General features: G+C 71.9%; 22 protein-coding genes and 1 pseudogene. 9 read left to right on the top strand and 14 right to left on the bottom strand.

What is annotated here, in order from left to right; translation table 11 throughout:
* Nucleotides 1–4 precede the first annotated feature (4 nt).
* The 3 genes from ACFWV8_RS20435 to ACFWV8_RS20425 form a co-directional block, all read right to left on the bottom strand.
* Nucleotides 5–1,273: an ATP-grasp domain-containing protein gene (locus tag ACFWV8_RS20435; RefSeq protein WP_384203876.1), complete on the bottom strand. Its 1,269-nt coding sequence runs from the start codon at nt 1,271–1,273 to the stop codon at nt 5–7.
* Complete coding sequence (locus ACFWV8_RS20430; protein WP_384203873.1) at nt 1,270–2,346, bottom strand: pyridoxal-phosphate dependent enzyme; 1,077 nt, start codon at nt 2,344–2,346, stop codon at nt 1,270–1,272. Before ACFWV8_RS20430 ends, ACFWV8_RS20435 begins: the two co-directional genes overlap by 4 nt.
* Before the next feature lie 102 nt (nt 2,347–2,448).
* Nucleotides 2,449–3,144: a class I SAM-dependent methyltransferase gene (locus ACFWV8_RS20425; protein ID WP_384204001.1), complete on the bottom strand. Its 696-nt coding sequence runs from the start codon at nt 3,142–3,144 to the stop codon at nt 2,449–2,451.
* A 235-nt stretch (nt 3,145–3,379) separates the two neighbouring features.
* Here ACFWV8_RS20425 and ACFWV8_RS20420 point away from each other — a divergent pair, with 235 nt between their 5' ends.
* Complete coding sequence (locus ACFWV8_RS20420; RefSeq protein WP_384203870.1) at nt 3,380–4,651, top strand: CAP domain-containing protein; 1,272 nt, start codon at nt 3,380–3,382, stop codon at nt 4,649–4,651.
* A gap of 28 nt (nt 4,652–4,679) precedes the next feature.
* Here the strand turns inward: ACFWV8_RS20420 and ACFWV8_RS20415 are convergent, their stop codons facing one another.
* From ACFWV8_RS20415 to ACFWV8_RS20405, 3 genes are all read right to left on the bottom strand, one after another.
* On the bottom strand, nt 4,680–4,958 hold the full coding sequence (locus ACFWV8_RS20415; RefSeq protein ID WP_384203867.1) for a type II toxin-antitoxin system RelE/ParE family toxin: 279 nt from the start codon (nt 4,956–4,958) through the stop codon (nt 4,680–4,682).
* Between the two features lie 4 nt (nt 4,959–4,962).
* Complete coding sequence (locus ACFWV8_RS20410) at nt 4,963–5,244, bottom strand: type II toxin-antitoxin system Phd/YefM family antitoxin (protein ID WP_384203864.1); 282 nt, start codon at nt 5,242–5,244, stop codon at nt 4,963–4,965.
* A 329-nt stretch (nt 5,245–5,573) separates the two neighbouring features.
* Complete coding sequence (locus ACFWV8_RS20405) at nt 5,574–5,915, bottom strand: DUF5713 family protein (RefSeq protein ID WP_384203861.1); 342 nt, start codon at nt 5,913–5,915, stop codon at nt 5,574–5,576.
* A 226-nt stretch (nt 5,916–6,141) separates the two neighbouring features.
* Here ACFWV8_RS20405 and ACFWV8_RS20400 point away from each other — a divergent pair, with 226 nt between their 5' ends.
* On the top strand, nt 6,142–8,277 hold the full coding sequence (locus ACFWV8_RS20400) for a restriction endonuclease (RefSeq protein ID WP_384203858.1): 2,136 nt from the start codon (nt 6,142–6,144) through the stop codon (nt 8,275–8,277).
* Between the two features lie 36 nt (nt 8,278–8,313).
* On the opposite strand, the gene ACFWV8_RS20395 is transcribed toward ACFWV8_RS20400, so the two are convergent.
* On the bottom strand, nt 8,314–10,014 hold the full coding sequence (locus ACFWV8_RS20395; protein WP_384203856.1) for a tetratricopeptide repeat protein: 1,701 nt from the start codon (nt 10,012–10,014) through the stop codon (nt 8,314–8,316).
* Nucleotides 10,015–10,160: 146 nt separating this feature from the next.
* On the opposite strand from ACFWV8_RS20395, the gene ACFWV8_RS20390 reads away from it, so the two are divergent.
* Nucleotides 10,161–11,249 (top strand): NAD-dependent epimerase/dehydratase family protein, encoded by a 1,089-nt coding sequence (locus tag ACFWV8_RS20390; RefSeq protein ID WP_384203853.1) that lies wholly within the window; start codon nt 10,161–10,163, stop codon nt 11,247–11,249.
* Here the strand turns inward: ACFWV8_RS20390 and ACFWV8_RS20385 are convergent.
* From ACFWV8_RS20385 to ACFWV8_RS20375, 3 genes and pseudogenes are all read right to left on the bottom strand, one after another.
* The gene (locus ACFWV8_RS20385) at nt 11,246–12,079 is read right to left on the bottom strand and encodes an isocitrate lyase/phosphoenolpyruvate mutase family protein (protein ID WP_384203850.1); all 834 of its coding nucleotides are present in this window, start codon (nt 12,077–12,079) and stop codon (nt 11,246–11,248) included. The two genes, ACFWV8_RS20390 and ACFWV8_RS20385, sit on opposite strands and share 4 nt — an antisense overlap.
* 130 nt (nt 12,080–12,209) lie before the next feature.
* A complete protein-coding gene (locus ACFWV8_RS20380; protein ID WP_384203847.1) occupies nt 12,210–13,316 on the bottom strand; it encodes a sensor histidine kinase in 1,107 nt (368 codons plus the stop codon).
* 394 nt (nt 13,317–13,710) lie between these two features.
* Nucleotides 13,711–14,430 (bottom strand): annotated as a pseudogene (locus ACFWV8_RS20375) (response regulator transcription factor); the annotation flags it as partial.
* 114 nt (nt 14,431–14,544) lie between these two features.
* Between ACFWV8_RS20375 and ACFWV8_RS20370 the strand changes: the two are divergent.
* Genes ACFWV8_RS20370 through ACFWV8_RS20360 form a run of 3 tightly spaced genes read left to right on the top strand, consistent with a single transcriptional unit; the run spans nt 14,545 to nt 16,744 of the window.
* Nucleotides 14,545–15,267, top strand: coding sequence for a glycosyltransferase family 2 protein (locus tag ACFWV8_RS20370; RefSeq protein WP_384203844.1), 723 nt, complete (start codon nt 14,545–14,547; stop codon nt 15,265–15,267).
* Nucleotides 15,264–15,920 carry a DUF2064 domain-containing protein gene (locus ACFWV8_RS20365; protein WP_384203841.1) on the top strand — a complete coding sequence of 219 codons (657 nt, stop codon included), beginning with the start codon at nt 15,264–15,266 and terminating at the stop codon, nt 15,918–15,920. The genes ACFWV8_RS20370 and ACFWV8_RS20365 overlap by 4 nt, the downstream gene beginning before the upstream one ends.
* On the top strand, nt 15,917–16,744 hold the full coding sequence (locus ACFWV8_RS20360; RefSeq protein WP_384203838.1) for a class I SAM-dependent methyltransferase: 828 nt from the start codon (nt 15,917–15,919) through the stop codon (nt 16,742–16,744). The genes ACFWV8_RS20365 and ACFWV8_RS20360 overlap by 4 nt, the downstream gene beginning before the upstream one ends.
* 340 nt (nt 16,745–17,084) lie before the next feature.
* On the opposite strand, the gene ACFWV8_RS20355 is transcribed toward ACFWV8_RS20360, so the two are convergent.
* Nucleotides 17,085–18,440 carry a molybdopterin-dependent oxidoreductase gene (locus ACFWV8_RS20355; protein WP_384203835.1) on the bottom strand — a complete coding sequence of 452 codons (1,356 nt, stop codon included), beginning with the start codon at nt 18,438–18,440 and terminating at the stop codon, nt 17,085–17,087.
* A 113-nt stretch (nt 18,441–18,553) separates the two neighbouring features.
* Between ACFWV8_RS20355 and ACFWV8_RS20350 the strand changes: the two genes are divergently transcribed.
* Entirely contained in the window at nt 18,554–19,984 is a 1,431-nt protein-coding gene (locus tag ACFWV8_RS20350; protein ID WP_384203832.1) for a hypothetical protein, read from the top strand.
* 26 nt (nt 19,985–20,010) lie between these two features.
* Here the strand turns inward: ACFWV8_RS20350 and ACFWV8_RS20345 are convergent, their stop codons facing one another.
* Nucleotides 20,011–20,697: a GPP34 family phosphoprotein gene (locus ACFWV8_RS20345; RefSeq protein WP_384203830.1), complete on the bottom strand. Its 687-nt coding sequence runs from the start codon at nt 20,695–20,697 to the stop codon at nt 20,011–20,013.
* Between the two features lie 236 nt (nt 20,698–20,933).
* Here ACFWV8_RS20345 and ACFWV8_RS20340 point away from each other — a divergent pair, with 236 nt between their 5' ends.
* On the top strand, nt 20,934–21,920 hold the full coding sequence (locus ACFWV8_RS20340) for an aldo/keto reductase (RefSeq protein WP_384203827.1): 987 nt from the start codon (nt 20,934–20,936) through the stop codon (nt 21,918–21,920).
* A gap of 19 nt (nt 21,921–21,939) precedes the next feature.
* Here ACFWV8_RS20340 and ACFWV8_RS20335 read toward each other — a convergent pair whose 3' ends face one another.
* Together ACFWV8_RS20335 and ACFWV8_RS20330 are read right to left on the bottom strand one after the other, a co-directional pair.
* Nucleotides 21,940–23,379 carry a PLP-dependent aminotransferase family protein gene (locus ACFWV8_RS20335; protein ID WP_384203825.1) on the bottom strand — a complete coding sequence of 480 codons (1,440 nt, stop codon included), beginning with the start codon at nt 23,377–23,379 and terminating at the stop codon, nt 21,940–21,942.
* A 34-nt stretch (nt 23,380–23,413) separates the two neighbouring features.
* A complete protein-coding gene (locus ACFWV8_RS20330; RefSeq protein WP_384203822.1) occupies nt 23,414–24,895 on the bottom strand; it encodes an amino acid permease in 1,482 nt (493 codons plus the stop codon).
* Nucleotides 24,896–25,088: 193 nt separating this feature from the next.
* Between ACFWV8_RS20330 and ACFWV8_RS20325 the strand changes: the two genes are divergently transcribed.
* The gene (locus ACFWV8_RS20325) at nt 25,089–26,075 is read left to right on the top strand and encodes an ABC transporter substrate-binding protein (RefSeq protein WP_384203819.1); all 987 of its coding nucleotides are present in this window, start codon (nt 25,089–25,091) and stop codon (nt 26,073–26,075) included.
* Nucleotides 26,076–26,080: the final 5 nt, after the last annotated feature.

The raw sequence follows: 26,080 nt of genomic DNA, 5'->3' as shown, positions 1-26,080 counted from the left end.
GCCCTCACCTCCCCTCGGCCGTCTTCATCACCGGCCGCACCGTAGTCGCCGCGCTCCACGCCCGGTGCTGCGCCAGCTCCGCCGTCGCCGCCTCCGCGAGCACCATGCCCGTGCAGCCGCGCTGGTCGCCCACGTGCTGCACGGCGTCGCCCGGAGCCCGCACCGGATACCAACTCACCTTGCCCGGGAAGGCGTTGAGACCGTCGAGCCCGACCCACCCGTCGAGGACGCCGGGCTCGTCCGCGTACACGAGCACGAACGCGACGGCCGGCCCGGTCGGTCGCAGCGGCGCGTCCAGCAGGCGCGGGCGGCGTCCCAGCGTGACGTCGACCAGCGCCTCGTAGACGTCGACCTCCAGCGCCCGGCACATGGTCTCGGCGACGAGGGCGCCGCCGATCCTGCGGTTGATCTCGACCAGTTCCGGTCCGCGCCGGGTGAGGACGAACTCAACATGCGCGAAGCCCTGGTCGTGCCCTGCCGCCCCGAGGACGTCGCCCACCCACCGTTCGATCGCGGCCAGTTGACCGGTCGGCAAGGCCACCGGGAAGGCGGCGGCCTCCTCGCGTACGGCGGGACGGCGCGACGTCTGCCGGCTCAGCACACCCAGCAGCCTCGTGCGCCCCTCCCAACTCAGGGTCTCGGCGCTGTAGAGGGGCCCGGCGAGGAAGGGCTCGGCGAACAGGCTTCCGTTCAGCCCGCCCGGTCGCCGCGCCCCCTCCTCGGCCTCCGCGAGCGCCGCGCGCAGCGCCTCGTCGTCGTGCACGATCCACACGTCACGCGACGACGTCCCGGCGGACACCTTCAGCACGGCGGGCAGCCCGACGGCCTCGCGCACCAACTCGGCGCTGTCCGCCCGGGGTTCGACCACCAGGGATGTCCCGGCGCTCAACCCCGCCCGGTGCAGCGTCTGCCGCACGCGCGCCTTGTCACGAAGAAGTTTTACGGCCTCCGGATCCGGACCCGGCAATCCGAGTTCCTGTGCGAGGTCGGCCGCGGGCCCGCTCCAGGTGTCCGTCGTGTTGATCAGCCCGGCGAGGTCGGGCACGCTCGCGAGCGCGCGGCGTACGGCGTCCGGGTCGAAGGTGTCGACGTCGATGACCTCGATGGCATCGGCGCCGTCGGCACCGCCGTCCGCGCCGCCCGCCGTGGCCAGTTCGTGGCGGTAGACGCTCCGGTCGCCGGTCAGCAGGACGAACCGGTGCCCTGCCGCGCGGCAGGCCCGCGCCGTACGCCCGAGTCCGAAGGAGAGTGCTTCCAGAGCGGCGATCGTCATCGGCCGGCATCGCTCTCGGACGTGGCGTCGGCGCCCGGGGGCGCCGGCCGGCCCGCCCACTCCATCACGGCCCAGGGCGGGCGGAGTTCGGCCAGTTCATCGATACGCTCGGGTTTCAGCGCGCTCGGCTCGGACGCCTCGGTGTGCCGGGCGAACACCCGCTCGGCGTAGCGATGTCCGGTGTCGGCGCCGAGGACGAGATGCGTGCGGCGCGGATCGCGCGCCGCCTCCCAGCCGGCGACGAGATGCGCGGCGCCGGTGGACAGCCCCGCGAACACCGCGTGTTCCTTCAGCAGCGCGACGGAGCCGGCCATGGCGTGCCGGAAGTCGAGCCAGTGCACGGTGTCGTACAGCTCGTGCCGCACATTCCCGAAGGGGATGGAGCTGCCGATGCCCGCGATGATCGCGTCCGGATCGCTGAAGCCCTCGCTGCCGAACGTGACGCTGCCGAAAGGCTGGATGCCCACCAGCCGTACCGGGCGCCCGGCCGCGCGCAGCGCCCGTGTGAGTCCGCCTGTCGACGCGCCCGTGCCGACGGTGCCGACCACGGTCAGGTCGGCCCCGGGCAGCGCGGCGGCGGCGAGGTCGGCCAGCTCGTGGTAGCCGGTGTGGTGGACGCCGTCGTGGTACTGCCGCATCCAGTGGAAGTCCGGCCGGGAGTCGAGGAGTTGGCGTACGTGGCGGACCCGTCGTTCCTGGTCGAGCCGGAGGCTCTGCGAGGGCGGCATCTGGTCGACGGTCGCGCCCAGTACCTCCAACTGGGCGCGCATCGTGGCGTCCACGGTGGTCGAGGCCACGATGTGGCAGCGCAGGCCGTATCGATGGCAGGCCATGGCGAGCGCGAGGGCGTAGATACCGCTCGAACTGTCCACGAGGGTCTGGCCCGGTACGATCCGGCCGCGTTCGAGCAGCTCGCGCACGGCGCCGAGCGCCGCGTACACCTTCATGGTCTCGAAGCGGGCCAGCACCACGTTCTCGGAGAGCCGGAGGAACGCCGGGGCTTTCATGGCGTCGGTGATGTGGTCGTGCACGGGGACCGACAGGCGGGGGGTGGCGGGGCTGAGCTGGGGCATGGCGTACGGGTCCTCCGGGGAAGTGGAGCGTGGCGTACGGGAATCGGGGCGGGGCGGTCCGGGGCGGACCGCGCGGGCCCCTGACGCGGGGGTCGCCGGGTGTCACTTCTTCAGGCCCCGGACGATCAGTCGGCGCGAACTCTGGTCGTACGGGCCGCCGTCGAAGTCCCCGAAGCACTCGACGTCCGCGAACCCGGCAGCCACGAAGAGGTCGTGCAGTTCGGCCGCGCTGTAGAGGAAGGACCTGATGGACGCGGTGCGGGCGGTCTCGTCGCGTACGAGCGTCCAGTCGGTGCGCAGCCTGCGCCAGCTGTCCAGAACGGTGTCGCGCTGCACGACGTACGAACCGTCCGGCAGATCCACAGCCTGTGGACGGCCGATCCAGCCCGCGAGCACCTCCTTGCCCATCACGTCGACCAGCAGCCGGCCGCCGGGGGCGAGGCTCCGCCACGCGTTGCGCAGCACCTGGAAGTTGTCGGCGGCGTCCTCGAAGTAGCCGAAGGAGGTGAAGACGTTGAGGATCACGTCGTACGCCTCGGGGGCGGTGTACGTGAGCATGTCCTCGCGTACGAGGCGGACGTCGTCCTCGGCCGCCTCGCGGCAGGCGGCTTCGGCGCGTGCCAGCATGGCGGGACTCAGATCGACGCCGGTGACGCGGTAGCCGCGCGCGGCGAGGGGGACGAGGAAGAGGCCGGGGCCGCAGCAGAGGTCGAGGACGCGGGAGCCGGGCGGGAAGCCCAGCAGCGGGGCGGTCCTGACCAGTTCGGCGACGGTCTCGGCGCGGGCGCCGGAGAACATGGCCGGGGCGAAGTCGACCCACAGGCTGTCGTCGTCGTACCAGTCGTCGCGTGTCACATCGCCTCCACGTGTCGTCGTCCGCAGCGTCCTCATGAGTTGTCGCGGCGTGGCGGGTCCGAGTTCCCGGCGGATACGAAATGGCGAGAGGTAGCCACGACGGGCAGTGCGGGAACCCCGCGTCTCGCACCCGCCGTTCTCTCTTCGAAGCGGACAGGGTCGGAAAGGGGAGAGGCGCATGCTCGACTTGATCTCAGGCGGGAACGTTTCGCTGCCCGGCGGCGCGCTCGCGATCCGGGTGCCGGGGCCCTTCGACCTGTCCGTGCTGGTCACGGGAGAGGACGGCAAGGTCTCGGGCGACGGGGACTTCGTCTTCTACAACCAGCCGTCGGCGCCCGGCGCGCGGCTGCGGGACGACACGGTCACGCTGGATGTGGGGCGGCTGCGCGCGGGGGCGAGCCGGGTCACAGTGGTGGTGAGCGCGGCGGACCCGGCGGTCCCGCTCGGCCGGCTGCCGGTGCCGACGCTGACCGTGACGGGAATCGGCGGCCGGGGCCTCGCCCGGTTCACACCACCGCGCCCGACGCACGAGAGTGTGCTGCTGCTCGCGGAGATATACCGGCGGGGCGGCGGCTGGAAACTACGGGCCCTGGGCCAGGGTTACGTGGACGGGCTGGCCGGGATAGCCCGCGACTTCGGCATCGAGGTGGCCGAGGACGACCCCACGCCCGACGACGGTTTCACCGCCCTGGTCAACGCCGAACGCGCACGGTCCGGCGCGCCGCCCGTCACGGCCGACGCCCGTCTCACGGCAGCGGCCCAGGCGCACTGCACCGCCATGGCGGCCGACGGGCGACTCGGGTCCGCGCCCGGCCGGCTGGGAATGTCCCTCCACCAGCGGGTCACGGCCCAGGGGTACGCGTACCTGACGGTCGCCGAGCAACTGGTCTCCGGTCCTCGTACGGAGGCCGACTTCCTCTCGTACAGCCTCTCCGACGCGCGCATGGGCCGTACGGTGCGCGACCCCGCCCTCTCGGACGTAGGTGTCGCCCATGCCCCGGCTCCCGGTGGCGACATCTTCTGGACGGCGGTGTGGGCCGGCCCGCTGACCCCGCACGGCCTCGCGTCCTTCGTGTCCGACGTCGTCGCGCTCACGAACGCGGAGCGCGGGTCCGCCGGCCTGCGCCCGCTGGCCGGCGACCCCCGGCTGACCGCCGCCGCGCAGGCGCACAGCGACGACATGGTCGCGCGGGGCTTCTACTCCCACACCGGCCTCGACGGTCGGCAGCCGTGGGACCGGGCGGTCGCCGCCGGCTGCACGCACCGGGTCATAGGCGAGAACATCGCCTGCGGTCAGCGGTCACCGGCCGAGGTGGTCCGGGGCTGGATGGACAGCCCCGGCCACCGGGCCAACATCCTCAAGCCGGACTTCACACACATAGGCGTCGGCTTCCGCGGAGGCGGCGAGAGGGGGACGTACTGGACGCAGCTGTTCGGCATGGCGGGGTAGCACCGGGCGGCCCTGGGCACGGGGGCATTCAGAGGCTGCGGTATACATCCCGGCGGTTGCCGACAGTCATGACCCACACGATCAGTTGGCCGTCCTCTACGGTGTAGACGACGCGATAGTCCCCCACCCTCAGCCGCCAGCGGGCGTTGTGCCCCTGAAGGGCCTTGATGTCGAGGGCCGCAGTGCCTCCCGTATCCATCGCCTTCTGGAGTTCGGTGAGGCGGTGGAGGATCCGCAGAGCATCGGGGCGAGGGATCTTGAGCATGTCCCTTTGGGCGTGAGGGGTGAACCGCGTGACGTACCCCATGGGATCAGTCCTTGTGGGTACGGAGCCGGGCGGCCATCTCTTCGAGCGAGATCGCCCCTTCCACGCCTTCGGATTCCGCCTCATCAGCGAGGCGGTTGAGCCAGGACTCCTCCGCCCGCTCCGCCAGATCGCGCAGGCGCTGGTACTCCTCGATGTCGATCACGACGGCTTCCTGCTTGCCGCGCCGAGTGATGATCGTCGGGGTGTCCTCGCGTCGGGCACGGTCGATCACGTCAGCAAGGTGGCTTCTGACGTCCGCCATGGATTCGATCACCGGCTCACTCATACAGCCAACGTAACAGATGTACATTTACTACACCTGTCGCATCAGGGGATCTACCGGCCCGGCGCCCGGCCGAACCTCACGCAACCGGACGCCCGCACGTACCGGACTCTCGGGAGGGCGAGCAATCCTTCGGCACGACCGCCACCGGCTTCGAGCCGGTCCAGAGCCCCGCGCTTCCCGGCGTCGTACGGATCAAGCCGGGTGAGCGTGCCGAGGGATGCCTTGTCATCGAAATCAGCCAACAGGGCACGGTCATCGGCACGCTGACGTACTCGCCCGGCCGCAGCGGGGACATCGTCTGGAAGGTCGACTGACCAACCTGGGCGCCGTCACCAATCGCGTTCGGCGATCACCTCCTCCAGATCCGCGTCCGCGAACTCGTAGGCCGAAACCACAAACGCGAAGTCCCCGGCTATCTCTTCACGGGCCATGGTCTCGATCTCACTCCCGGCCGCCCAGAACTCTTCCTGAAGCAGGTTGAACTCCTCAGTCGCGACCGCGCTGAGCGCGTACAGCGCCGCCAGATCGGCCGGCCGCTCCGCCTCGATCCGCTCGCACAGGCGCAGCAGGATGTCCCGCCCCTTGTCGAGGAGCGGATCCGGGAAGTACTCGTCCGGATACAGCGCCCTCAGAAACGCATGCCCCGCCACCTGCTGGTTGGTGATCGACATGGACTTCCCATTCCCCTCGGAGTACCGATGCGCCGATCCTGCACCACGGGTCTGACATCGGGGCGTGAGCAGGGAGTTCAGCGGCGCGGCACCCGCGGTTCGGCCGGGAAGTGGATCAGTTGGGCCAACACGCCGCAAGAAGGCCAACAGAGCGATAATGTCGCGGCTTCAACCAATTGTCGCTTCTGGGGCGCCCGCGGGCGTGCCGGGGAGGAGCCGGAACTCAATGAGCCGCCGTTCTCACGGACTGATAGGTACCTGGGCGGAGATCCAGCAGCAACAACGGCGACAGGAAGAGGCACAGCGACGGTCGTGGGCGCAGGCGCAACGGGAGCAGGAGCGTCAGCAACGGGCCGCCGAGCGGGCCGCGTCGCGCAACCGGCGTGAGCAGCAGGCCGCCTACCGGCAGCGGCGGGAGGCGGACGCCCGGCAGCGTACCGAGGAGCTCGACCGGCGGGTCCAGGTCCTGGAGAACCTGCTGGCCACCGGGTGCGCGGCGGCGGCGTTCACGCCCGCGGCGCTGGCGAGACCCGAGGAGGTCGAGCCGTTCGCGCCGGGACAGCTCGGCGTGCCCGTACAGATGCCGGACCCGAACAACTACCCGCCTCAGCAGGGCGGTTGGGGGTTCGGGGCGAACCGGCAGGCGCAGGACGAAGCCCGTGCCCGGTTCGAGTACGACTGGCGGGCCGCGCAGGACGCGGAGGCGAGACGGCAGCAGCAACTCGCCGCGTACCGCGCGCAGTACCAGCGGTGGGCGGACGAGCAGCTGGCCGCGATACGGCGCCACAACGCGGGCATCACGGAGCTGGTCGCCACACTGAACCGGGGCGAACCGGGCGCCGTCGTCGACTACTTCACCGCCGCGCTGTACGCCTCGCAGGGCTGGCCGGAGGACATACCCCGGCAGGTCGCCGCCTCGTTCGACGCCCCGGCCCGACAGCTCATCCTGAACTGGGAGTTACCCGCGCTGTCGATCGTTCCCGACGCGTCACTGGTGCGGTACATGCCGGGTGCCGACCGGGACAAGGAGGTACGCCGTCCCGCCACCGAGCGCCGTACGCTCTACCGCGACGTCCTGGCGCAGTGCGTGCTCCTCGCGCTGCACGACCTGTTCTCGGCCGACCGGTTCGGCGTGCTCGACTCGGTGGTCCTGAACGGGTTCGTGGACGACACCGACCCCGCGACCGGCCATCGGGCGCAGAAGTTCCTGGCCACGGTGACGGTCTCGCGCGCGGCGTTCGACCAGGTGAATCTGGCCCAGGTCAGCCCCCCCGACTGTCTCGTGGACGGGTTGCGGGGCCAGCTCTCCGACCGTCCTGACCGGGGCACCGCCGTACGGCCGGGCCGGCTGCCCGGCGAGGCCGGGCGCAATGTGGTCACGCACGGCGGTGACGAGGAGCCCGATCTCTACGAGATGGATCCCCTGGAGTTCGAGGAGCTGGTCGCCGAGCTCTTCCGCGCGATGGGCATGCAGGCCGTCACGACGCAACGCTCGGGCGACGGCGGCGTGGACGTCGACGCGCTGGATCCCGAGCCGATCCGGGGCGGCAAGATCATCGTGCAGGTGAAGCGGTACCGCAACACGGTTCCGCCGAGCGCGGTGCGCGATCTGTACGGCACGGTGCAGGACGCCGGAGCCAACAAGGGCGTACTGATCACGACATCGGCCTTCGGTCCCGGTTCGCACGCGTTCGCCGTGGCGAAGCCGCTGACGCTGATCGCGGGCTCCGAACTGGTCGACCTGCTGCACCGCCACGGTCTGGGCGGGCGGCTCGGTGGACCCCCTCAGCAGGCGGTACGCGCGGATCCGGCCCCCGACGCCGACACCGGCGGCGGAAGCGACCCGGATCCCGAAGCCGACCTCGAACCCGAGCTCGATGACGCCAGCGTCCTCGGTCTTGCCTGGTCCGGGTCCGTCGCGCTGGACGTCTGCGCGCTCGTCTGCAAGGGCGGCCGGGTCCTCGCCGAGGACCAGTTCGTCTTCTTCAACAACCCTCGCACCCCCGACGACAGCGTGCAGATGATGCCGGGCTTCGGTGAGGACAAGGCCGCCGTCTGGGTGCGCTTCGAGCAGCTTCCCCAGGAGGCCGACCGGCTGGTGCTCGTCGCCGCCGTCGACCCCGAGGCCAACCCCGACGCCGACCTGTCCGGCCTCACCAACGCCCGTATCCGGCTCTCGGACCCGTCGGGAACGGGCATCGACGAGCTGCCCGTGTCCGACGGCAGGCCCGGCGAGACCGCGCTCGTCCTCGGCTCGTTCCGCAAACGGGCGGGCGGCGACTGGGACTTCGTCCCCGGCGGGAAGGGGTACCCGGGCGGGCTGGTCGCTCTCGTGGAGGAGTACGGGATAGACGTCGAGTAGATCCAGCAACAGCCCTGGGGGGCCGGGGGCCGGCGGTCAGGGAGAGCAGCAGTCGTCCGCCGGGGCCGCCGTGTCGAGGCGGCAGAAGCACGACGCGTCGACCGGTACGTCCGCGAGCGCCGTGGCGACCGTGAGCTGGTGGGCCACGATCTGCGCCTCGCCCGTCTTGCCGAGCCGTACGAGGCATTCGTGGAACCCGTGCAGCGCCCACACGTTCCCCGGGTGCCGGGAGGGTCTCGGGAGCGTGTTGTCGAGCCCGAGATCCGCCCGGTACACGGCTTCGGCCTCCGCGACGCGGCCCTGTTCGAGGAGCAGCGCCCCGTACGCGTGCCGGGTCGGCTGCATCCAGCCCCAGGGCTCGTCGAAGGGCAGGCTGTCGTCGAGCTCGATCGAGTGCTCCAGCGAGGCGAAGGCCTGGTCGTACTCGCCCTTGCGGTAGTGCAGTTCGCCGTCGAGCATCGCCGAGGCGACGGCGAGGATGTCCTGGCAGGTGTTGTTGAAGAGCATCCGGCTCTCGGGCACCCGCCCGACGGCGAGGCGGAAGGCCCCGCGCTCGGCCTCGGCCTCGGGGATCCGGCCGGTCGCCGAGTACGCCACGCCCCGGGCGTAACGGAGCATCGCGGTGGTGACGCGGTACAGATCGGCGTCGGCCGGCAGCGGCAGAGCGAGGATGTCCGCCCACCGGCCGAACCGGATCAGCACATGCACGCGCATGGCCAGGAAGGCTTCGAGCCAGTCCGCCATGGGCGGGCTCTGCACGCGCAGCAGTTCATCGGGGATGGAGGCTTCGAGCTGGGCGGCGGTCTCCAGGGCGGTCCCCGACTGTCCCAGGAACATCGCGCCGTAGATCTTGAAGTGGTAGTTGTGCGAGCGGTAGAGCGTGTAGAAGTTCATCGCGCCCGCCCGCAGCCGGTACTTCTCGTCGGCCCTGATGGCTTCGCTGTTGGCCGACACGACCCGCCGGTAGTCGCCGCACAGCACGTCGAGATGCGACGGCATGTGGTGCAGGTGCCCCGCGTCGGGCATCGATCCGCGCAGCCGGTCGGCCACCACCAGAGCGTCCTCCGGCGTCGGCGACATCTCCATCAGATGGATGTACAGATGCAGGGCGCCCGGGTGGTCGGCCCCTGCGTCGCTCAGCAGCGTCCGGTCGAGGACCGCCTTCGCCTCCAGCGTGCGGGCGCCGGCGGCGGGCTCGCCCGTGCGCAGGTCCCAGAGCCGCCAGGGGGTGAGGTTCATCAGCGCGTCGGCGTAGAGCGTGGCGATGTCGACGTCGTCGGGCGCGAGTTCATGGACGCCGCGCATGGCCTCGGCGTACGGGAGGTTCCAGACCGTGCAGTCCGCCGGGGCATCCGGCTGCGGGTAGCGGGCGAGCAGCGCCTCGATCAGGGCGCGCTCGGTCGGTGTCGCGTCGGCGTCGGCGCAGGCGCGCGCCCGCTCCACGGCGGCATGGGTCCTGCGGACGGTCCGCTCCAGGTCGAGCGGGTCGAACGAGTCCCACGGCTTGTTGTAGTTGGGCCCCAGCGCGTACGCGATCCCCCAGTGCGCCATCGCGCAGCCGGGATCGGCGGCCACCGCTTCCTCGAAGCAGCTGACGGCCTCTTCGTGGTTGAACGCGTACGTCCACGCCAGCCCCCGGTCGAACCAGCGCTGCGCGTCGGACGAACGCGTCGACACGGGCCGCGTGAGAGTCCCGAGGTCGAAGTACTCCGTCTCCGTGTGCCCCGTGTGCTCCATGGATGTCTCCTTCGAAGGGTGGGTGGGTGCGGCTTCCGGCGACGGCGGCGCGACGCGACGCGACGGCGCGCGCGTGATCTTACGGTCCCGTGACATGCCGTGCTTGGTCCTGACCGCTCCGTGATCGCGCGCCTAGCGTGGGCTCCATGCGTGTACTTGTCACCGGCGGAGCCGGGTTCATCGGGTCGGAGATCGCGGGCACCCTCGTCTCACGCGGCCATGAAGTGGTCGTGTACGACGCGCTGCTGCCCTCCGCGCACGGCGGGGCCCCGGCCCGGCCGACGCGGGACGGGGAACGGCTGGTCGTCGGGGACGTACGGGACCGGGACGCGGTCGGCGGCGCGCTCGACGGGGTCGACGCCGTGTGCCATCAGGCCGCGATGGTCGGGCTCGGCAAGGACTTCGCCGACGCGCCCGCGTACGTGGGGTGCAACGACCTCGGTACGGCGGTGCTGCTCGCCGCCATGGCCGACGCGGGCGTGCGTTCGCTGGTGCTCGCAGGGTCCATGGTCGTGTACGGCGAGGGGCGTTACGACTGCCCGCGCCATGGTGTGGTCCGGCCGGGGCCGCGGGCCGCCGCCGATCTCGACGCGGGACGGTTCGAACCCAACTGCCCTGTGTGCGGCGCGGAGTTGAGGCCCGGCCTGGTGGCGGAGGACGCGCCCGCCGACCCCCGTAACGTGTACGCCGCGACGAAGCTCACGCAGGAGCACCTGGCGTCGTCGTGGGCCCGCGCCACGGGCGGATGCGCGGTGTCCCTTCGGTACCACAACGTCTACGGGCCGGGGATGCCCCGCGACACCCCGTACGCGGGGGTCGCCTCCTTCTTCCGCTCCGCGCTGGCGCGCGGCGAGGCACCGCGGGTGTACGAGGACGGCGGCCAGCGCCGGGACTTCGTGCATGTACGGGACGTGGCCGCGGCCAACGCGGCGGCGCTCGACGCGGTGTCGGAGGCCGAGTGCTCCGGCTTCGCCGCGTACAACACCGGCAGCGGCGAGCCGCACACCATCGGCGAGATGGCCGCCGCGCTGGCGTCGGCGCACGGCGGTCCCGCGCCGGTCGTCACGGGGGAGTACCGGCTCGGGGACGTACGCCATGTCACCGCCGATTCAAGGGCGTTGCGCGAGGAACTGGACTGGAAGCCGGAGGTGGGCTTCGCCGAGGGCATGACGGAGTTCGCAACAGCACCGCTGCGTGAGCCTGCTTCTAGTGCCTGCCCGGCGGACAGGACCTAGCCCCGCCGGGACGCGTAGTCGATGAGCCGCGCCTGTAGCTCCGGATATGGCGTCGCCTCGGGAACCGTGCCGGTGCCCCGTACCGCTTCCGCGACCCGCACCGCCGCGTGGAGCGCGGCGCGGTAGGGCAGGGAGCCCGTACTCACGCGGCGTACGCCCAGCTCCCCCAGGTCCGCGGCGGAAAGCGCGGGGATCGGGAGGACGTTGAGGGGGACGGGGACGGCCGCGGCCAGTTCGCGCAGCACGGCCGGGTCCGTCGCGCCGGGGACGAACACGCCGTCCGCGCCCGCGTCGACGTACCGCGCGGCGCGGTCCAGGGTGGGGGCGATGCCGGCGTCCTGGTCCAGCCAGTACGTGTCGATACGCGCGTTGACGAACACCTCCGGGCAACGGGCCTTCACCGCCGCGACCTTCGCGGCGTGCGTGGCGGGGTCGACCAGGGTCTCGGCGGTGCTGTCCTCGATGTTGACCCCGGCGACGCCCGTGCCGGTCTGTGAGCCGTCGCGTGAGGCCGCGAGCGCCCAGACGTACGCGGCGACCTCGTCCGGATCGTCGGAGTACCCGTCCTCGATGTCCACGCTGACGTGCACGGGCAGCGGAGCCAGCGCACGGGCCAGGGCGAGATTCGCCCCGCGCGTCGCCCCGCCGCCGTCCGGGCGCCCGAGCCCGGAGGCGACCCCGAAACTGGTCGTGCCGACAGCGGCGAACCCGGCGTCGGCGAACGCGAGGGCCGAGGGGACGTCCCAGGCGTTGGGGAGGACCAGGGGCAGGCGCTGATGGTGCAGTTCACGGAAGCCGGGCCGGCCGGTGGGGGAAGTCGCGGAGGTCATACAGGCACGGTACGGAGCGCTCCCGCCCCTCCGCGTCTTCTGCGAGCCCGGGGCGATGGAGGAATGTTTCTTCTGCGCGGATCCGGTGGACGCCGGGCAGGTGTACGGCGTCGAGCGCGCCCCGGCTGCCTCAGACCGCGGGGAGCGTCACCTCGAAGCAGCAGCCGCCCGTGACGTTGCGGACAGCCGCGCGGCCCGCGTGCGCCTCCACGATGCCGCGCACGATCGCGAGGCCCAGGCCGGCCCCGGCCGGTGGCGTACGCGCGTCGCTGCCGCGCCAGCCCGTGTCGAACACGCGCGGCAGGTCCTCCTCCGGGATTCCGCCGCAGCCGTCGGTCACCGAGAGCACCACCCCGCCCTCGGAGTGACGCGCGGCGACGGCGACCGTACCGTCGGCCGGGGTCCGGCGGATGGCGTTGACCAGCAGATTGCCCAGGACGCGGCTCATCTCCCTGCTGTCGACCTCCACCGGCACGGCGTCTATCCGCTCCCCCACGAGCCGTACGCCCAACTCGCGCGCGAGGGGGTCGGCACCGGCCAAGGCGTCGCCGACCAGGTCGTACACGGAGATCCGGGTCGGGGTCAGGGTGAGGGATCCCGCGTGGATCCGGGAGAGTTCGAAGAGGTCGCCGACCATGTCGTTCATGCGCTCGACCTCGGTACGTATCTGCCGCAGATAGCGCGGGGAGTCGACGGCCATGCCGTCCTCCAGCGCCTCCGACATGGCGCGGAGACCGGCGAGGGGGGTCCGCAGGTCGTGCGAGATCCACGCGACGAGCTCACGCCGCGAGGTCTCCAGCGCGCGCTCACGCTCACGCGAACTGTCGAGCTTGGCGCTGGTGGCGGCCAACTCGCGGGTGAGTGCGGCGAGTTCGGCGGTGGCGGGCTCGACGGGCGCGGCGAAGACCCCGCCGTCGCCGAACGACCGGGCGGCCAGGGTCAGATCCTTGCTGCGGGCGACCATCCACCGCCCGAGGACGACGGCGGTGAGGAGGGAGACGACGGCGGCCATCGCGACGACGGTGGTCACGACGCTCAGATCGTGCGGAGACAGGAACATGGCCCAGGCGACGGCGAGGGTCCCGGCCAGCATGGCGGTCACGCCGACGCCCGCGACGACGGCGACGGACACGACGAGCGACCGCCGCCGGAGGATCCGCAGAACGAGCGCCCCGAGAAGCCCGGCGACGGCGGCCCCGAGAAACGCGAAGAGGGCGATGAGCAGCATGTCACTCATGGCAGCGGGGTTCTTGGGTGTGGGAGGGGGTGGTCGGCCCGGGGGCGATTGCCCCCGAGGGCGACGTGACCAGCCCGCCCGGCTCGGTGGGCGCGACCGGAAGGCCCGGGACGGCGCCTGCCGCTCCCGCGCCCGAAGTCCCCGACGTCGCGGGTCCGCCGGGCCGGATGGCGGCATCCGGAAGGCCCCGGACGGCGCGCCCACCGGCGCCCGGGTCGGCGGCGGCCGGGCCGAAAGCCGTCGGCCCGGGGGCGATTGCCCCCGACGGCGACGTGACCAGCCCGCCCGGCCCGGTGGGCGCGACCGGAAGGCCCCGGACAGCGCCTGCCGCTCCCGCGCCCGAAGTCCCCGAAGTCGCCGACGGCCCGAGGCCCTCGCCCGCTCCGGTGGCCGCGCCCGGCTCCGACATGCGGTAGCCCACCCCCCACACCGTCTGGATCAGGCTCGGGCGGGCCGGGTCCGGTTCGATTTTGGCGCGGAGGCGGCGGACATGGACCGTGACCGTGGAGAGGTCGCCGAAGTCCCAGCCCCAGACCTCGCTCATCAGCTCCTCCCGCGAGAACGCCCGCCCCGGGTGCCGCAGAAAGAACGCCAGTAGGTCGAACTCGCGCAACGTCAGGGGGAGTTCGGCGCCCTCGCGGGTGGCGCGGCGGGCCGTCGGGTCCAGGGTGAGCGTCGCCGTGCGCAGCACCTCCGCCGCCGGGGACGAACCCGGCGCGGGCGGCGCGAGGCGCGCCCGGCGCAGTACCGACTCCACCCGCAGCACCAACTCCCGCGGGCTGAACGGCTTGGTGACGTAGTCATCCGCGCCCGTCTCAAGACCGAGCACGCGGTCCTCCTCGTCCCCGCGCGCCGTCAGCATGATCACCGGTACAGGCCCGCCCTGTTCACGCATCCGGCGGCAGACCTCGAAACCGTCCATACCTGGCAGCATCAGGTCCAGGACGACCAGGTCCGGGCGCCGGTGTGCGAAGTGCGCGAGCGCGGACGGGCCGTCGGCCGCGCGTCCGACGTCATGGCCGGCCCGTTGGAGATAGCCGGCGACGACCTCCGCCACGGTCGGGTCGTCGTCGACCACGAGCACGTGGGCCGGCCCCAGAGGATTGTTCTGCATACGTCCACCTTCGCACTCCGCCGCCCGCACCGGTCCCGGCGAGCGCCCTCGACGGCTGGACGTCCGTGTTTCGTAAGGTCCAGAAGTCCGGAATGCCGCTTTACGATCCGTAGGGTGAGCGCCGTGACCCACTTCGCTGACCTCACCGCCGACGTCGTCCTGCCCTGCCTCGACGAGGCGGACGCCCTGCCCTGGGTGCTGGAACACATCCCCGTCGGCTGGCGCGCGATCGTCGTCGACAACGGCTCCACGGACGGTTCGGCGGACATCGCGCGCTCGCTCGGCGCGACCGTCGTGCACGAGGAGCGGCGCGGGTTCGGTGCCGCCTGCCACGCGGGCCTTCTCGCGGCGGACGCCGAGTACGTCTGCTTCTGCGACTGCGACGGTTCCCTCGACCCCGGTCTCCTGCCCCGCCTTGTACGCCAAGTCGCCCTCGGGCAGACCGACTTGATGCTCGGCCGACGTCGCCCGCAGGGCCGCGGCGCCTGGCCCGCGCACGCCCGCGCAGGGAATCTCGCCCTGTCCCGGATGCTGCGCCGCCGTACCGGAGTACGGCTGCGCGACCTCGGCCCCCTGCGTGCCGCCCGCCGCGCGGACCTGCTGGCGCTCGGCCTTACCGACCGGCGCAGCGGCTACCCGCTGGAGATGGTGGTGCGCGCCGCCGACGTCGGACTGAGGGTGGCCGAGACCGACGTGCCGTACCGGCCGCGTACGGGGAAGTCCAAGGTCACCGGCACCTGGCGGGGCACCTGGCACGCCGTACGCGACATGCGCGCCGTCCTGCGGCAGCCGCCCATCCATGCGAAGAACACGGCCCACGCGGAGGCCGCCAAGTGAGCTCACCGGCCACCACCACCCTCCTCGTCATCGCCAAGGAACCCCTCCCCGGCCGCGTCAAGACCCGTCTCACCCCGCCCTTCAGCCCCACCGAGGCCGCCCTCCTCGCCGAAGCCGCGCTCGCCGACACCCTGCGGACCGTTCTCGCTGTCCCCGCCCGCCGCCGCGTCCTCGTCCTCGAAGGCCGCCCGGGGCCCTGGCTGCCGCCCGGTATCGAGGTGGTGCCGCAGAGCGCGGGCGGGCTGGACGAGCGGCTGGCCGCGGCCTTCGAGCGGTGTACGGGGCCGACGCTCCTCGTCGGCATGGACACCCCGCAACTCACCCCCGCCCTCCTCGCCCCCGCTCTCGGCCTCACCCCTTCACCCCGCTGCGACGCCTGGTTCGGGCCCGCCAACGACGGCGGCTTCTGGGCGCTCGGCCTCGCCGCGCCCGAATCCGCCCCGCCGGACCTGATCCGCGGAGTGCCCATGTCCGTACCGGAGACCGGCGCCGTACAGCGCCGCCGGCTTGCCGACGCCGGGCTCACCGTGCGCGATCTGCCACCGCTGCGCGACGTGGACACGGCGGCCGACGCGGAGTACGTCGCGGCGCTCGCCCCGCACGGACGGTTCGCCGCCACGCTCCGCCGACTGACCCCGGTGGGCGCCCGATGAGTATGACGCGGACGACGACCGGCACCGCCGCGAGCACCAATCCGAGCACCGGCCCGAGCACCGACACCGAGTCCGCCGCCTGGAGCGACGACCCCTACTCCGACGCCCTCCGCGCCGGCCGCGGCCCGCTCTTCCTGCGCCGTACGGACGGCTGGCTGCTGCCCCTCGACGTCGAACGCTGGTGCTCACGCGCCGACGCCGCCGACCTCTCCGCCCTGCACCGCTGCGAAGGCTCCGTCCTGGACATCGGCTGCGGCCCCGGCCGCCTCGTCGCCGCCCTCGCGGCCCGCGGACAGCGCGCGCTCGGCGTCGACCTCAGCGCGGCGGCCGTCGAACGTACGCTGCGCCACGGCGGCACCGCCCTGCGCCGCTCCGTCTTTGATCCCCTTCCCGGCGAGGGGCGTTGGGGCACCGTCCTGCTCGTCGACGGCAACATCGGCATCGGCGGCGACCCGGCCGGTCTGCTCCGCCGGGCCGCCGCACTGCTCGCGCACGGCGGGCTGATCATCGCCGAGACCGCGCCCGTGGACATCGACGAGCGCGTCCACGTACGGGTGGACGACGGACGCCGGACCCAACCGGGGGCCCCGGGCTCGCACTTCCCGTGGGCCCGCCTCGGCACCCCCGCCCTGCTCCGTCACGCGCGGACCCTCGGCTGGCTCCCCGTCGATCAGTGGGAGGCCGACGGCCGCCCCTTCGTGGCCCTGCGCCGCAGCAGCGCCCGCGTCACCAGGCAGAGCGCCGAGCACACGAACAGCGCGGCGGTGACCAGCAGCCAGCGCTCCAGGAACCCGTCGGACGACAGGCCCGCGTACAGCTCGTAGCGCCGCCGTACCCGCCCCGTGATCAGCGGGAACCACACCAGCAGGAGCAGCAGGGACAGGAAGGCCGGTACGCGTACGAAGTTCACGAGCCGGCGCCGGGACGGCCCGAGCGCGGCGATCACCGCACGGTCGGCCGCGCCGTAGACCGGCAGCAGGACGAGGTCGTGCACGAGGGCGGCGCCGACGAACCACACCACGATCATGAACGTGTCGCCCTTCAGGAGCCGTACGCCCACATAGCCCGCGAACGCGAGGGTGCCGAGCAGCAGCACGATCTGGAACGGACTGCCCACCAGGGACCGGTACTTGGGGGCGAGACCGCCCCGTTCACTCATACGCATCAGACCGCTCCGAACGTCAGCTTGGCGACCCACTTCGTGTTGAGCACCCCGGGCGCGGCCGGGACGATGATCCGCGCCGGGAAACCGTGATCGAGCGACAGGTCCGCGCCGTTGACGCGCAGCGCCAGCAGTGAGCGCCCGTCCCGCACCTGGTTGTCGCGCAGCGCACCCGAGCGGAAGGCGCCTGCGCGCTGGAGGGACTCCACGAACACCCCCGGCGGACTGTCCGGATATCCGGCGAGCGCGGCAAGGTCGCGCAGGCGTACGCCGCGCCAGGACTGGTTCGACGTCGACCAGCCCTCCACGCAGGCGATCGGCAGCTCCGAGGTGTGCTGGGTCATGGCGAGGAGCTGCGCGCGCGAGAGATGGACGTCTCCGGCGGGACCGCTGACGGTCAGTCGCCAGGTGCCCGTAGCGTCGGCCGCCCTGACCCCGACGGATGCGGCGGTCTTATTGATCTGGAAGCCGTTCGGGCCGCCGCCCGGGTCCTCCCAGCCGTGCGGGGCGAGCAGCGCGGTACGGCGCAGCGGGCCGTCGATGCTCCGGCCCGCCGTCGTGAGCAGCATGAAGAGCGAGCCCGTGCCGACGAGGGCGAAGGCTCCGCGCCGGGAGATGGTCGGCGCGGCGGGCGTCGGCGATGCCAGATCGTCGTCGGCGAAGGAGACGGCGGCACGCGCACCCGCCCCACCACCGGCACCGGCACCGGCACCGGCACCAGGACGCGCACCCCCCGAGCGAAGCTCCCCGCTCCGGATCACCCGCAGCGCCTTCGGCATCTTCAGCACCGCATGGGCCACGAACCCCCCGAAGAACACCCACGCCCCGTAGAAGTGCAGCCGGTAGAAGGACCCCGGGAAGATGTAGTCCAACTGGACGTTGAGCACCCCGGTGACGAACTCGAACAGCGCACCCCCCACCAGCAGCACCAGCGAAAGCCGCTCCAGCGCGTGCGCGAGCGATTTGACCGGTGGCAGCGCGAAGAACCTCGGGATCACCGACCAGAGCTTCGCCAGCAGCACCGGGATCAGCGCGACGCCGACGGTGACATGGAAGCCCTGCGTGAGGCGGTAGAGCCAGTACGGGTGCGTGGGCCAGTCGAAGAGGTAGAAGCCCAGCCACCCCCGGTCCGGCGTCTTGTCGTTGACGGACGCGAGATCCGGGTTGTACGCCGCGTACGACAGCAGGCCCGTCACGAACAGCAGCGTGAGCCCGACCAGCAGGACGAGCCCGAGCGCCGCCGTGAACCGGACCCCGCGCACGGGGCTGCGCCAGAAACCCGGATCCGACGGCAGCGGAGGCAGACGACGCGGTGACCGCGCCGAAGACGGCTTCGAGGGCGGTGGGGGTTGATCCATGCGGCGACCGTAAGCCCGCGCACCCGTCCCGGACGTGGTACGACTTCTGACGAAACGGTGACGTGGCCCCGCCGTACCAACGAAACCCGACGCCCGCTGCTTACCGTGCCGGAGTGAAGACCGACGAACGCGGACAGCCCACCGACGAACGCCCGCACGCCCCCGGACAGCCGGGCGAGGTCCCCGGCGCACGCACGGGCCGCCCCCACCGCCGGGATCTCCTCGCTGCCTCCGCCGGCGCCGCCCTCGTCATCACCGCCGCGCTCGTCGGTACCTCGATCCAGCGCTCCGACGGCAGCCTCCGCGTCAACTGGCCGCCCCTGCTCGGCACCTGGGACCCCCGGACCGGCCCCGGCACCCCCGGCGCGCTCGTCGTCGCCGTCCTGATCATCGCGTACGGCCCCGGCCTCGCCGCCCGGCTGCCGTGGCGCGCGCTCCTCGTCACCACCTGGGCCGCCGCGCTGGCGTGGACGTTCTCACTGGCGCTCATCGACGGCTGGCACTGGGGCGTGGCGCGCCGGCTCACCACCAAGAACGAGTACCTCACCGTCATCGACCGCTTCTCCGACATCGGAGCGACGCTGCGCGGCTTCTCCGACCACATCGTGATCGGTGACCCCGGCAACTGGCCCGCCCATGTCGCGGGCCATCCGCCGGGCGCCACCCTCACCTTCGTCTGGCTCGACCGGATCGGCCTCGGCGGCGGTTCGTGGGCCGGGGTCTGGTGCGTCGTGATCGGCGGCTCGGCCGTGGCCGCCGTACTCGTCACGCTCCGCGCCCTCACCGACGAGCGGACGGCGCGCCGCGCGGTGCCGTTCCTGGCGCTGGCCCCGGCCGCCGTCTGGATGGGCACATCGGCCGACGGCTACTTCGCGGGCGTGGCCGCCTGGTCGCTCGCCCTGCTCGCACTCGCCGCGACCCGTACGGTGCGCTTCCCTGCGGCGGCGGCCCTGGGCGCCGGGCTGCTGTACGGGTTCACCTGCTACCTCTCCTACGGCCTGACCCTGATGGCGCTCCCCGGCCTCGGGGTCCTCGTGCTGGCCCGCACCGCACGCCCGCTGCCGCTGGTGCTGCTCGGCACGCTGGTGGTGCCGGTGGCGTTCACGCTCGCGGGGTTCAACTGGTGGGAGGCGTACCAGGAGTTGGTGGTGCGCTACTACCAGGGCGCCGGTGGCATTCGCCCGTACTGGTACTGGGTCTGGGCGAACCTCGCCGCGACAACCCTGGCTGTCGGTCTCGCCACGGTCGCCGGCCTCGGCCGGGTCCTGGCGCTCGCGCCCCGCGCCGTACGGGAACTGCTCCCCGGCCGGACACCGTCAACTCCCGCTCTCCGCCTCGCCGTTCTGGTCCTCGCGGCGCTGCTCGCGATCATCGCGGCCGACCTGTCCGGCATGAGCAAGGCGGAGACGGAACGCATCTGGCTGCCGTTCATGCTGTGGCTGCTCCCCGCCACCGCCCTGCTGCCCGGCCACCGGCGGGGCTGGCTGGCCGGGCAGGCGGCCGTCGCACTGCTGGTCAACCACCTTGTCTTCACCGGCTGGTGAGTACGCGTCAGACGACTTCCTGTCGACTACAGAACAGTCGTCGTCACCACCGTCACCACGACGATCGCCGTCAGCGCGTCCTCCGCCGCCTTGACCGCCCGGCGCACCGCCGATCCCGCCCACTGTCCGTGCGCGATCTTCTCCATGTTCGTCCTGGCGGTCGCCAACTGCGGCTTCTGGTACAGCAGTCCGTGCAGCTTCGCCCCGTGCAGCAGCGCCACCAGACTCGCCGTACGCTCGTCCGGATCAGCCCCGCGCATCACGACCTCGTCCAGCCGCTGCCGCAGCGCCGCCTCCACGGAGCCGTCGGCCTCCGGGTAGCGGCGTACGGGAAAGAGGCCGAGCACCTTCTTCTTCTCCTCGCGGAGCAGGCCCTTGCCCACGAGACTCTTGGTCGTCCCGGCCACCGCGCCCTTCTTCAGGTGCTCGATCCACTCCTTCGTCCTGCGCGGCTTGCGCTTCTGATCACCGGAGAGGTCGGCCAGCGCCGCGTCCAGGGTGGGATCGCCGAGCGGAGCCGCGTCACGGACGGTGACCTGGTCGTCGTGCACCTCGACGCGGCCCGCCAGCGCCAGTTCGACCAGTGACGCGGCCGCGATGGCGTACGAGACGTTCGCCGCCTGCTTCTCGACCCCGGACTCGTCGTCCAGCGACAGAAGGAGCAGTTGTTCTCCCAGTGTGGTCTCGACCGGCGTATTCAGGGCGAAGTTCATGACGCTCGTCTCTCCTCGAACCGTGGGGGTAATCGCACGTCTTCCCCGAAGGGACGCGTGAGGAACGTGAATGGCTCCCGGGCTCTCGATCGGTCCGGTTCATCGGTCCGGTTCATCGGCCTGGCCTATCGGTCTGGTTTTTCCGTCGGCGATCGGACCGGTACACCGTGCCGATCGGCGCCTAGCGTGAAGCCCGGAACACGGAGACACACACCTGGATCACAAGGAGTCACGTCATGCGACGACGCCGTATCGGCGGGCCGACCGGGCCCCTGGCCAGCGAACTGTGCCTGGGCGCCCTGCCCTTCGGCAGCAGCGTGGACGAGAAGACGTCCTTCGCGATCCTCGACCGGTTCGTCGAGGCCGGCGGCAATCTGATCGACACCTCCAACAACTACGTCTTCTGGGTCCCCGGCGCGACCGGCGACGAGAGCGAGACCGCCGTCGGCCGCTGGACGGCGAGCCGGGGCGTCCGCGACGAGGTGCTGATCTCGACCAAGGCCGGGGCTCGCCCCACCGTGCCCGGCACCGGTCTGGAGACGGCCGAAGGGCTGTCGGCCGCCGCGATCGAGAAGGCCGCCGCCGACAGCCTGCGGCGGCTGGGCACCGACCGGATCGACCTGTACTGGACCCATATCGAGGACCGTTCCGTCCCGCTGGAAGAGACGCTCGGCGCGCTCGACGGCCTGGTCACCAGCGGTCGGGTGGGCCTCATCGGCGCCTCCAACCACACCGCGTGGCGCACCGCGCAGGCGCGGGACATCTCGCGCGCCAACGGGTGGGCGGCGTACACCTGCGTACAGCAGCGCCACTCCTACCTCCAGCCGCGCTTCGACACGGGCCTGCCGGAGTCGGGTCATGTGCATGTGACCCCGGAGCTGCTGGACTACGTGCGCAGCGAGCCCGAGCTGACGCTCATGACCTATTCGGCGCTGATCTCGGGCGCCTACACCCGCGCGGACAAGCCGCTGCCCGCCGCGTACGACCACCCCGGCACCGCCGCGCGTCTCGCCGTACTGCGGGAGGTGGCCGACGAGTTGGGGGCGAGCCCCAACCAGGTGGTTCTCTCCTGGCTGATGGGGGCGGATCCGGCGGCGCTGCCGATCGTGGGGGTCAGCTCGGTGGCGCAACTGGACGAGGTGCTCGGCGCGTTGGAGCTACGGCTGCCGGCCGAGGTACGGGCGCGGCTGGACGCGGCGGGGGTGCCGGCGGAGCGGGGCTGACGTGCCGGAGCAGGGCTGATCAGCCGGCCGGGCCGCCGGCCTCGCGGATCGCGTCCGCCAGCCGCCGTACGGCTTCCGGCACCGACCGGTCGGCGAGATTGCCGTACCCGATCACAAGAACGCAGCCCCGGCCCGCCGCCTCTCCCGCCGCCGCCTCTCCCGCCGTGTACTCGGCCAGGTCCACGAGCCGCACCCCGCGCCGGGCGGCACCGCGGACCACGTCCCCGGCCGCGCACCCCGTGAGATGGAGCAGCAGATGGAATCCGGCGGCGGCCCCCGACACCCGGTGCACGGGCAGCCGTTCGGCGATCTCCGTGAGGAGGCTGTCGCGGCGCCGCCGGTAGCGGAGCCTGGACGCGCGCAGATGCCTGTCGTACGACCCCGACTCCAGGAACCGGGAGAACGCCGCCTGGTCGATCACGGGCGGCGGCGACCCGACGGCGTCCGCCGCGTACAGCCCGTCCAGCAGGTCCGGCGGCACGACAGCCCAGCCGATCCGCATCGCGGGCGACAGCGTCTTGCTGAGCGAGCCCATCAGGGCGACCCGTTCCGGCGCCATGCCCTGGAGGGTGCCGACGGGGTGGCGGTCGTAGCGGAACTCGGCGTCGTAGTCGTCCTCCATGATCAGCCCGTCCGACTCCCGTGCCCAGGCGATGAGTTCGGCCCGGCGGGGCGGGGTCAGCACAACGCCGGTGGGGAACTGGTGCGCGGGCGCCACGATCACCGCCCGTACGCGCGGCTCGCGTCGCAGCAGGTCGACGCGGAGTCCTTCGTCGTCCACGGGGACGGCGACGGCCGTCAGCCCCGCCGCCGTGACGGCGGTCCGCAGGCGCGACCAGCCCGGATCCTCCAGGGCCACATGGGTGTGCCCGGCGGCACGCAGGGCGCGGCTCAGCCGGAGCACACCGTCCAGCGTGCCGCCGCAGACGACGAGTTGTCCGGCGTCGAGCGCGGCACCCCGACCGCGTACCAGATAGGCGGCGACGTGCTGCCGCAGCCCGGGGTGGCCCGCCGGGTCGGGATGGCCGAAGTCGGCCGGGGTGAGGGTGCCGGTCGCCTCCCGTACGGCGTCGGCCCACCGTTTACGGGGGAACTCACGGAGGTCGGGTATCCCGGGCGCCATGTCGAACTCCGGCTGCCAGGAAGCCTGTTGGGGCGGTCGCCCGGACCCGGCCGCACGCCCGGCCGCCGCCCGGCGGACACGCGTCGCTGATCCGCCGCGCGCCTCGAAGTACCCCTCGGCGACCAGCTGCCCGTACGCCTCGGTCACCACCCAACGGGAGCAGCCGAGATCAGCGGCGAGCGCCCGGCTGGGCGGCAGGGCGCTCCCGGGAGCGATCCGCCCGTCGACGACGGCCGCCCGGAGGGCCCGGACAAGCCGCAGGTGCAGGGGCCCTGCGGCCCGTTCGCCCAGGTCGAGAAGGGTGCCCCAGGCGGGGTCGGTGCGTGGGTGCGCCATGGGGCGATGGTACGTACGCGCCCCGCGAGCCCCCTCACGCCTTGGGCTCGGGCCCCTTCACCGGCTCCGAGTCCGTCACCGGCTCCGGCTCCTTCAGCGACTCCGGGTTCTTCGCCAGCTCCGAACGCCGGTAGGAGTACGTGAAGTACACGACGAGCCCGATCGCGAACCAGACCCCGAACCGCACCCACGTCTGCCACTGCAAGTACGTGATCAGCCACAGCGACGCCACCACACCGATCGCGGGCACCACCGGCATCCCCGGACAGCGGAACCCGCGCGGCAGGTCCGGCTGCCGGTAACGCAGCACGATCACCGCCGTACAGACCACCGCGAACGCCAACAGGATCCCGATGTTGGTCAGTTCGGCGGCCTCACCGATCTTCACGAACCCGGCGATCCCCGCCGAAGCGAACCCGACGATCCAGGTCACCCGGGTCGGGACCTTCCGCGTCGGATGCGTCTTGGCGAACCACTTCGGCAGCAGCCCGTCGCGGCTCATCGAGAACCAGACCCGGGTGACTCCCAACATAAATGTGAACATGACAGTAAGAATCCCGATGATCGCCCCAACCGCGATGATGTCGGCGATCCCGTCAAGTCCGACCGAGGCGAAGGCGGTCGAGAAGCCGCTCTCCTTGTCGACGTCCTTGAAGTTCTGCATGCCGGTCAGCACCAGGCAGGCCAGCACGTACAGCACCATCGAGATCGCCAGCGAGTAGATGATCGCCTTCGGCATATGGCGCTGCGAGTCCTTGGACTCCTCGGCGGCGGTGCTCATCGCGTCGTACCCGAAGACCGCGAAGAAGACGGTCGCCGCGCCGGTGAACGCGCCGCCGACGCCGTACGGGAAGAACGGGTTGTAGTTGCTCGTATCGATGTGGAAGACGCCGACCGCGATGACGAGCAGCACCACCAGCACCTTCAGCACCACGACGACCATCTCGAAGCGGGCCGCGCTGCGCATGCCGAGCGTCAGCAGATACGCGATGAACAGGCAGAGCACAACGGCGAACAGGTCGACCTTGTGGCCCTCGCCCGTGCCGGGCGCGCCCAGCATCCACGCGGGCAGATTGCCGCCCATCGACTCGACGAGGAAGCTGAAGTACCCGGAGATGCCGATCGCGACGACGGCGACGATCGCCGTGTATTCGAGCAGCAGGTCCCAGCCGATGAACCAGCCGGCGAGCTCGCCGAGTACCGCGTAGCCGTACGTGTACGCGGACCCGGCCTTCGGGATGAGCCCGGCGAACTCCGCGTACGACAGGGCCGCCGCCGCGCTCGCGACGCCGGCGATCAGGAACGAGACGAGGACGGCGGGGCCCGCCGTGCCGTTCGCGATCGTCCCGGCGAGCGTGAAGATCCCGGCGCCGATGATGCCGCCGACGCCGATGGCGGTGAGCTGCCAGAGCCCTAGGGTGCGGGTGAGCTGTTCGCCCTCCGCGCCTTCGGAGTCCTGGATGGTGTGGATGGGTTTACGGCGCATGACGCCTTCGCCCGCACGGAAACCTGCCATGTCGCGACTCCTCTCGCTGCGGCAACGCGCCATCGTCGCGGATGCCCGGCGGCGGGCGGAAGGATGTGACATGGGCGGGCCCTGTGACTGGACCGTGATGTCCGGAGCTTGTTGGCCCGGTGCTGCGGAGATTAGGTTCGCCTTAGTTGCGTCCGGGCAGACTCCGGGCGGCTCTCAGGGAGGCTTCCGCGCTGTGTCGACACACCTCACTCGCCGTATCACCATGGCCGCGGCGGTCACCGCGTTCGCCGTCTCGCTCTCCGCGTGCGGCGGCAGCGACGGCGACGAGCCGTCGGACCAGGCCGGGGGCAAGAGCGGGTCGGGAGCGACGCACTCCGTGCAAACCGCCATGGGCGAGGTGAAGGTCAAGAACGACCCCGAGCGCGTCGTCGTCCTCGACACGGACGCGCTCGACTCCGCGGTCACGCTCGGGATCACCCCGGTCGGCGCCACGACCGCTGTCGCGGACACGCCGTTCTCCACGTACCTCCCCGAGGACAAGCTCAAGGACATCAAGCCCGTCGGCCTGATCGCGGAGCCGAATCTCGAAGCCATCGCCGCCCTGAAGCCCGACCTGATCCTGAGCAGCAAGGTCCGCGACGAGAAGAACTACAAGTCGCTCTCCGAGATCGCCCCGACCGTCTTCTCCGACACCACGGGCCCCAACTGGCGCGCCAACTTCGAGCTGCACGCCGACGCGCTGGGCAAGACCGCTGAGGCGAAGACGATCGCCGCCGGGTACGACACCCGGGTGAAGACCCTGACCACGGCCCTCGGCGGCCCGGCGGAGGCGAAGAAGACGACGTTCGGCTTCGTCCGCTTCGTGGAGGGCGCCGACACGCGCCTCTATCTCAACGACACGTTCGTCGGCTCGGTCTTCGGCGACCTCGCCGTGGGCCGCCCTGCCAACCAGGACAAGGACGGCTTCTCGCTCGACGTCAGCCCGGAGAAGATGGACGAGGCGGAGGCGGACGTCATCTTCTACTCCACCTACGGCGACGCGAAGAAGGCCAAGGAGACCGAGATCCTCGGCGGCCCGCTCTGGAAGAACCTGACGGCGGTGAAGGAGAAGACGGCCTTCAAGGTCGACGACAACCTCTGGATGCTGGGCATCGGTTACACGGGCGCGGGCCTGGTGCTGGACGAGATCGAGAAGAACTACGGCGGGGCCGCGGGCTGATCGGG

This window comes from Streptomyces sp. NPDC058665 (assembly GCF_042714995.1).
Classification (GTDB): Bacteria; Actinomycetota; Actinomycetes; order Streptomycetales; family Streptomycetaceae; genus Streptomyces.
This window is presented reverse-complemented; position numbering and strand designations above follow the sequence as displayed.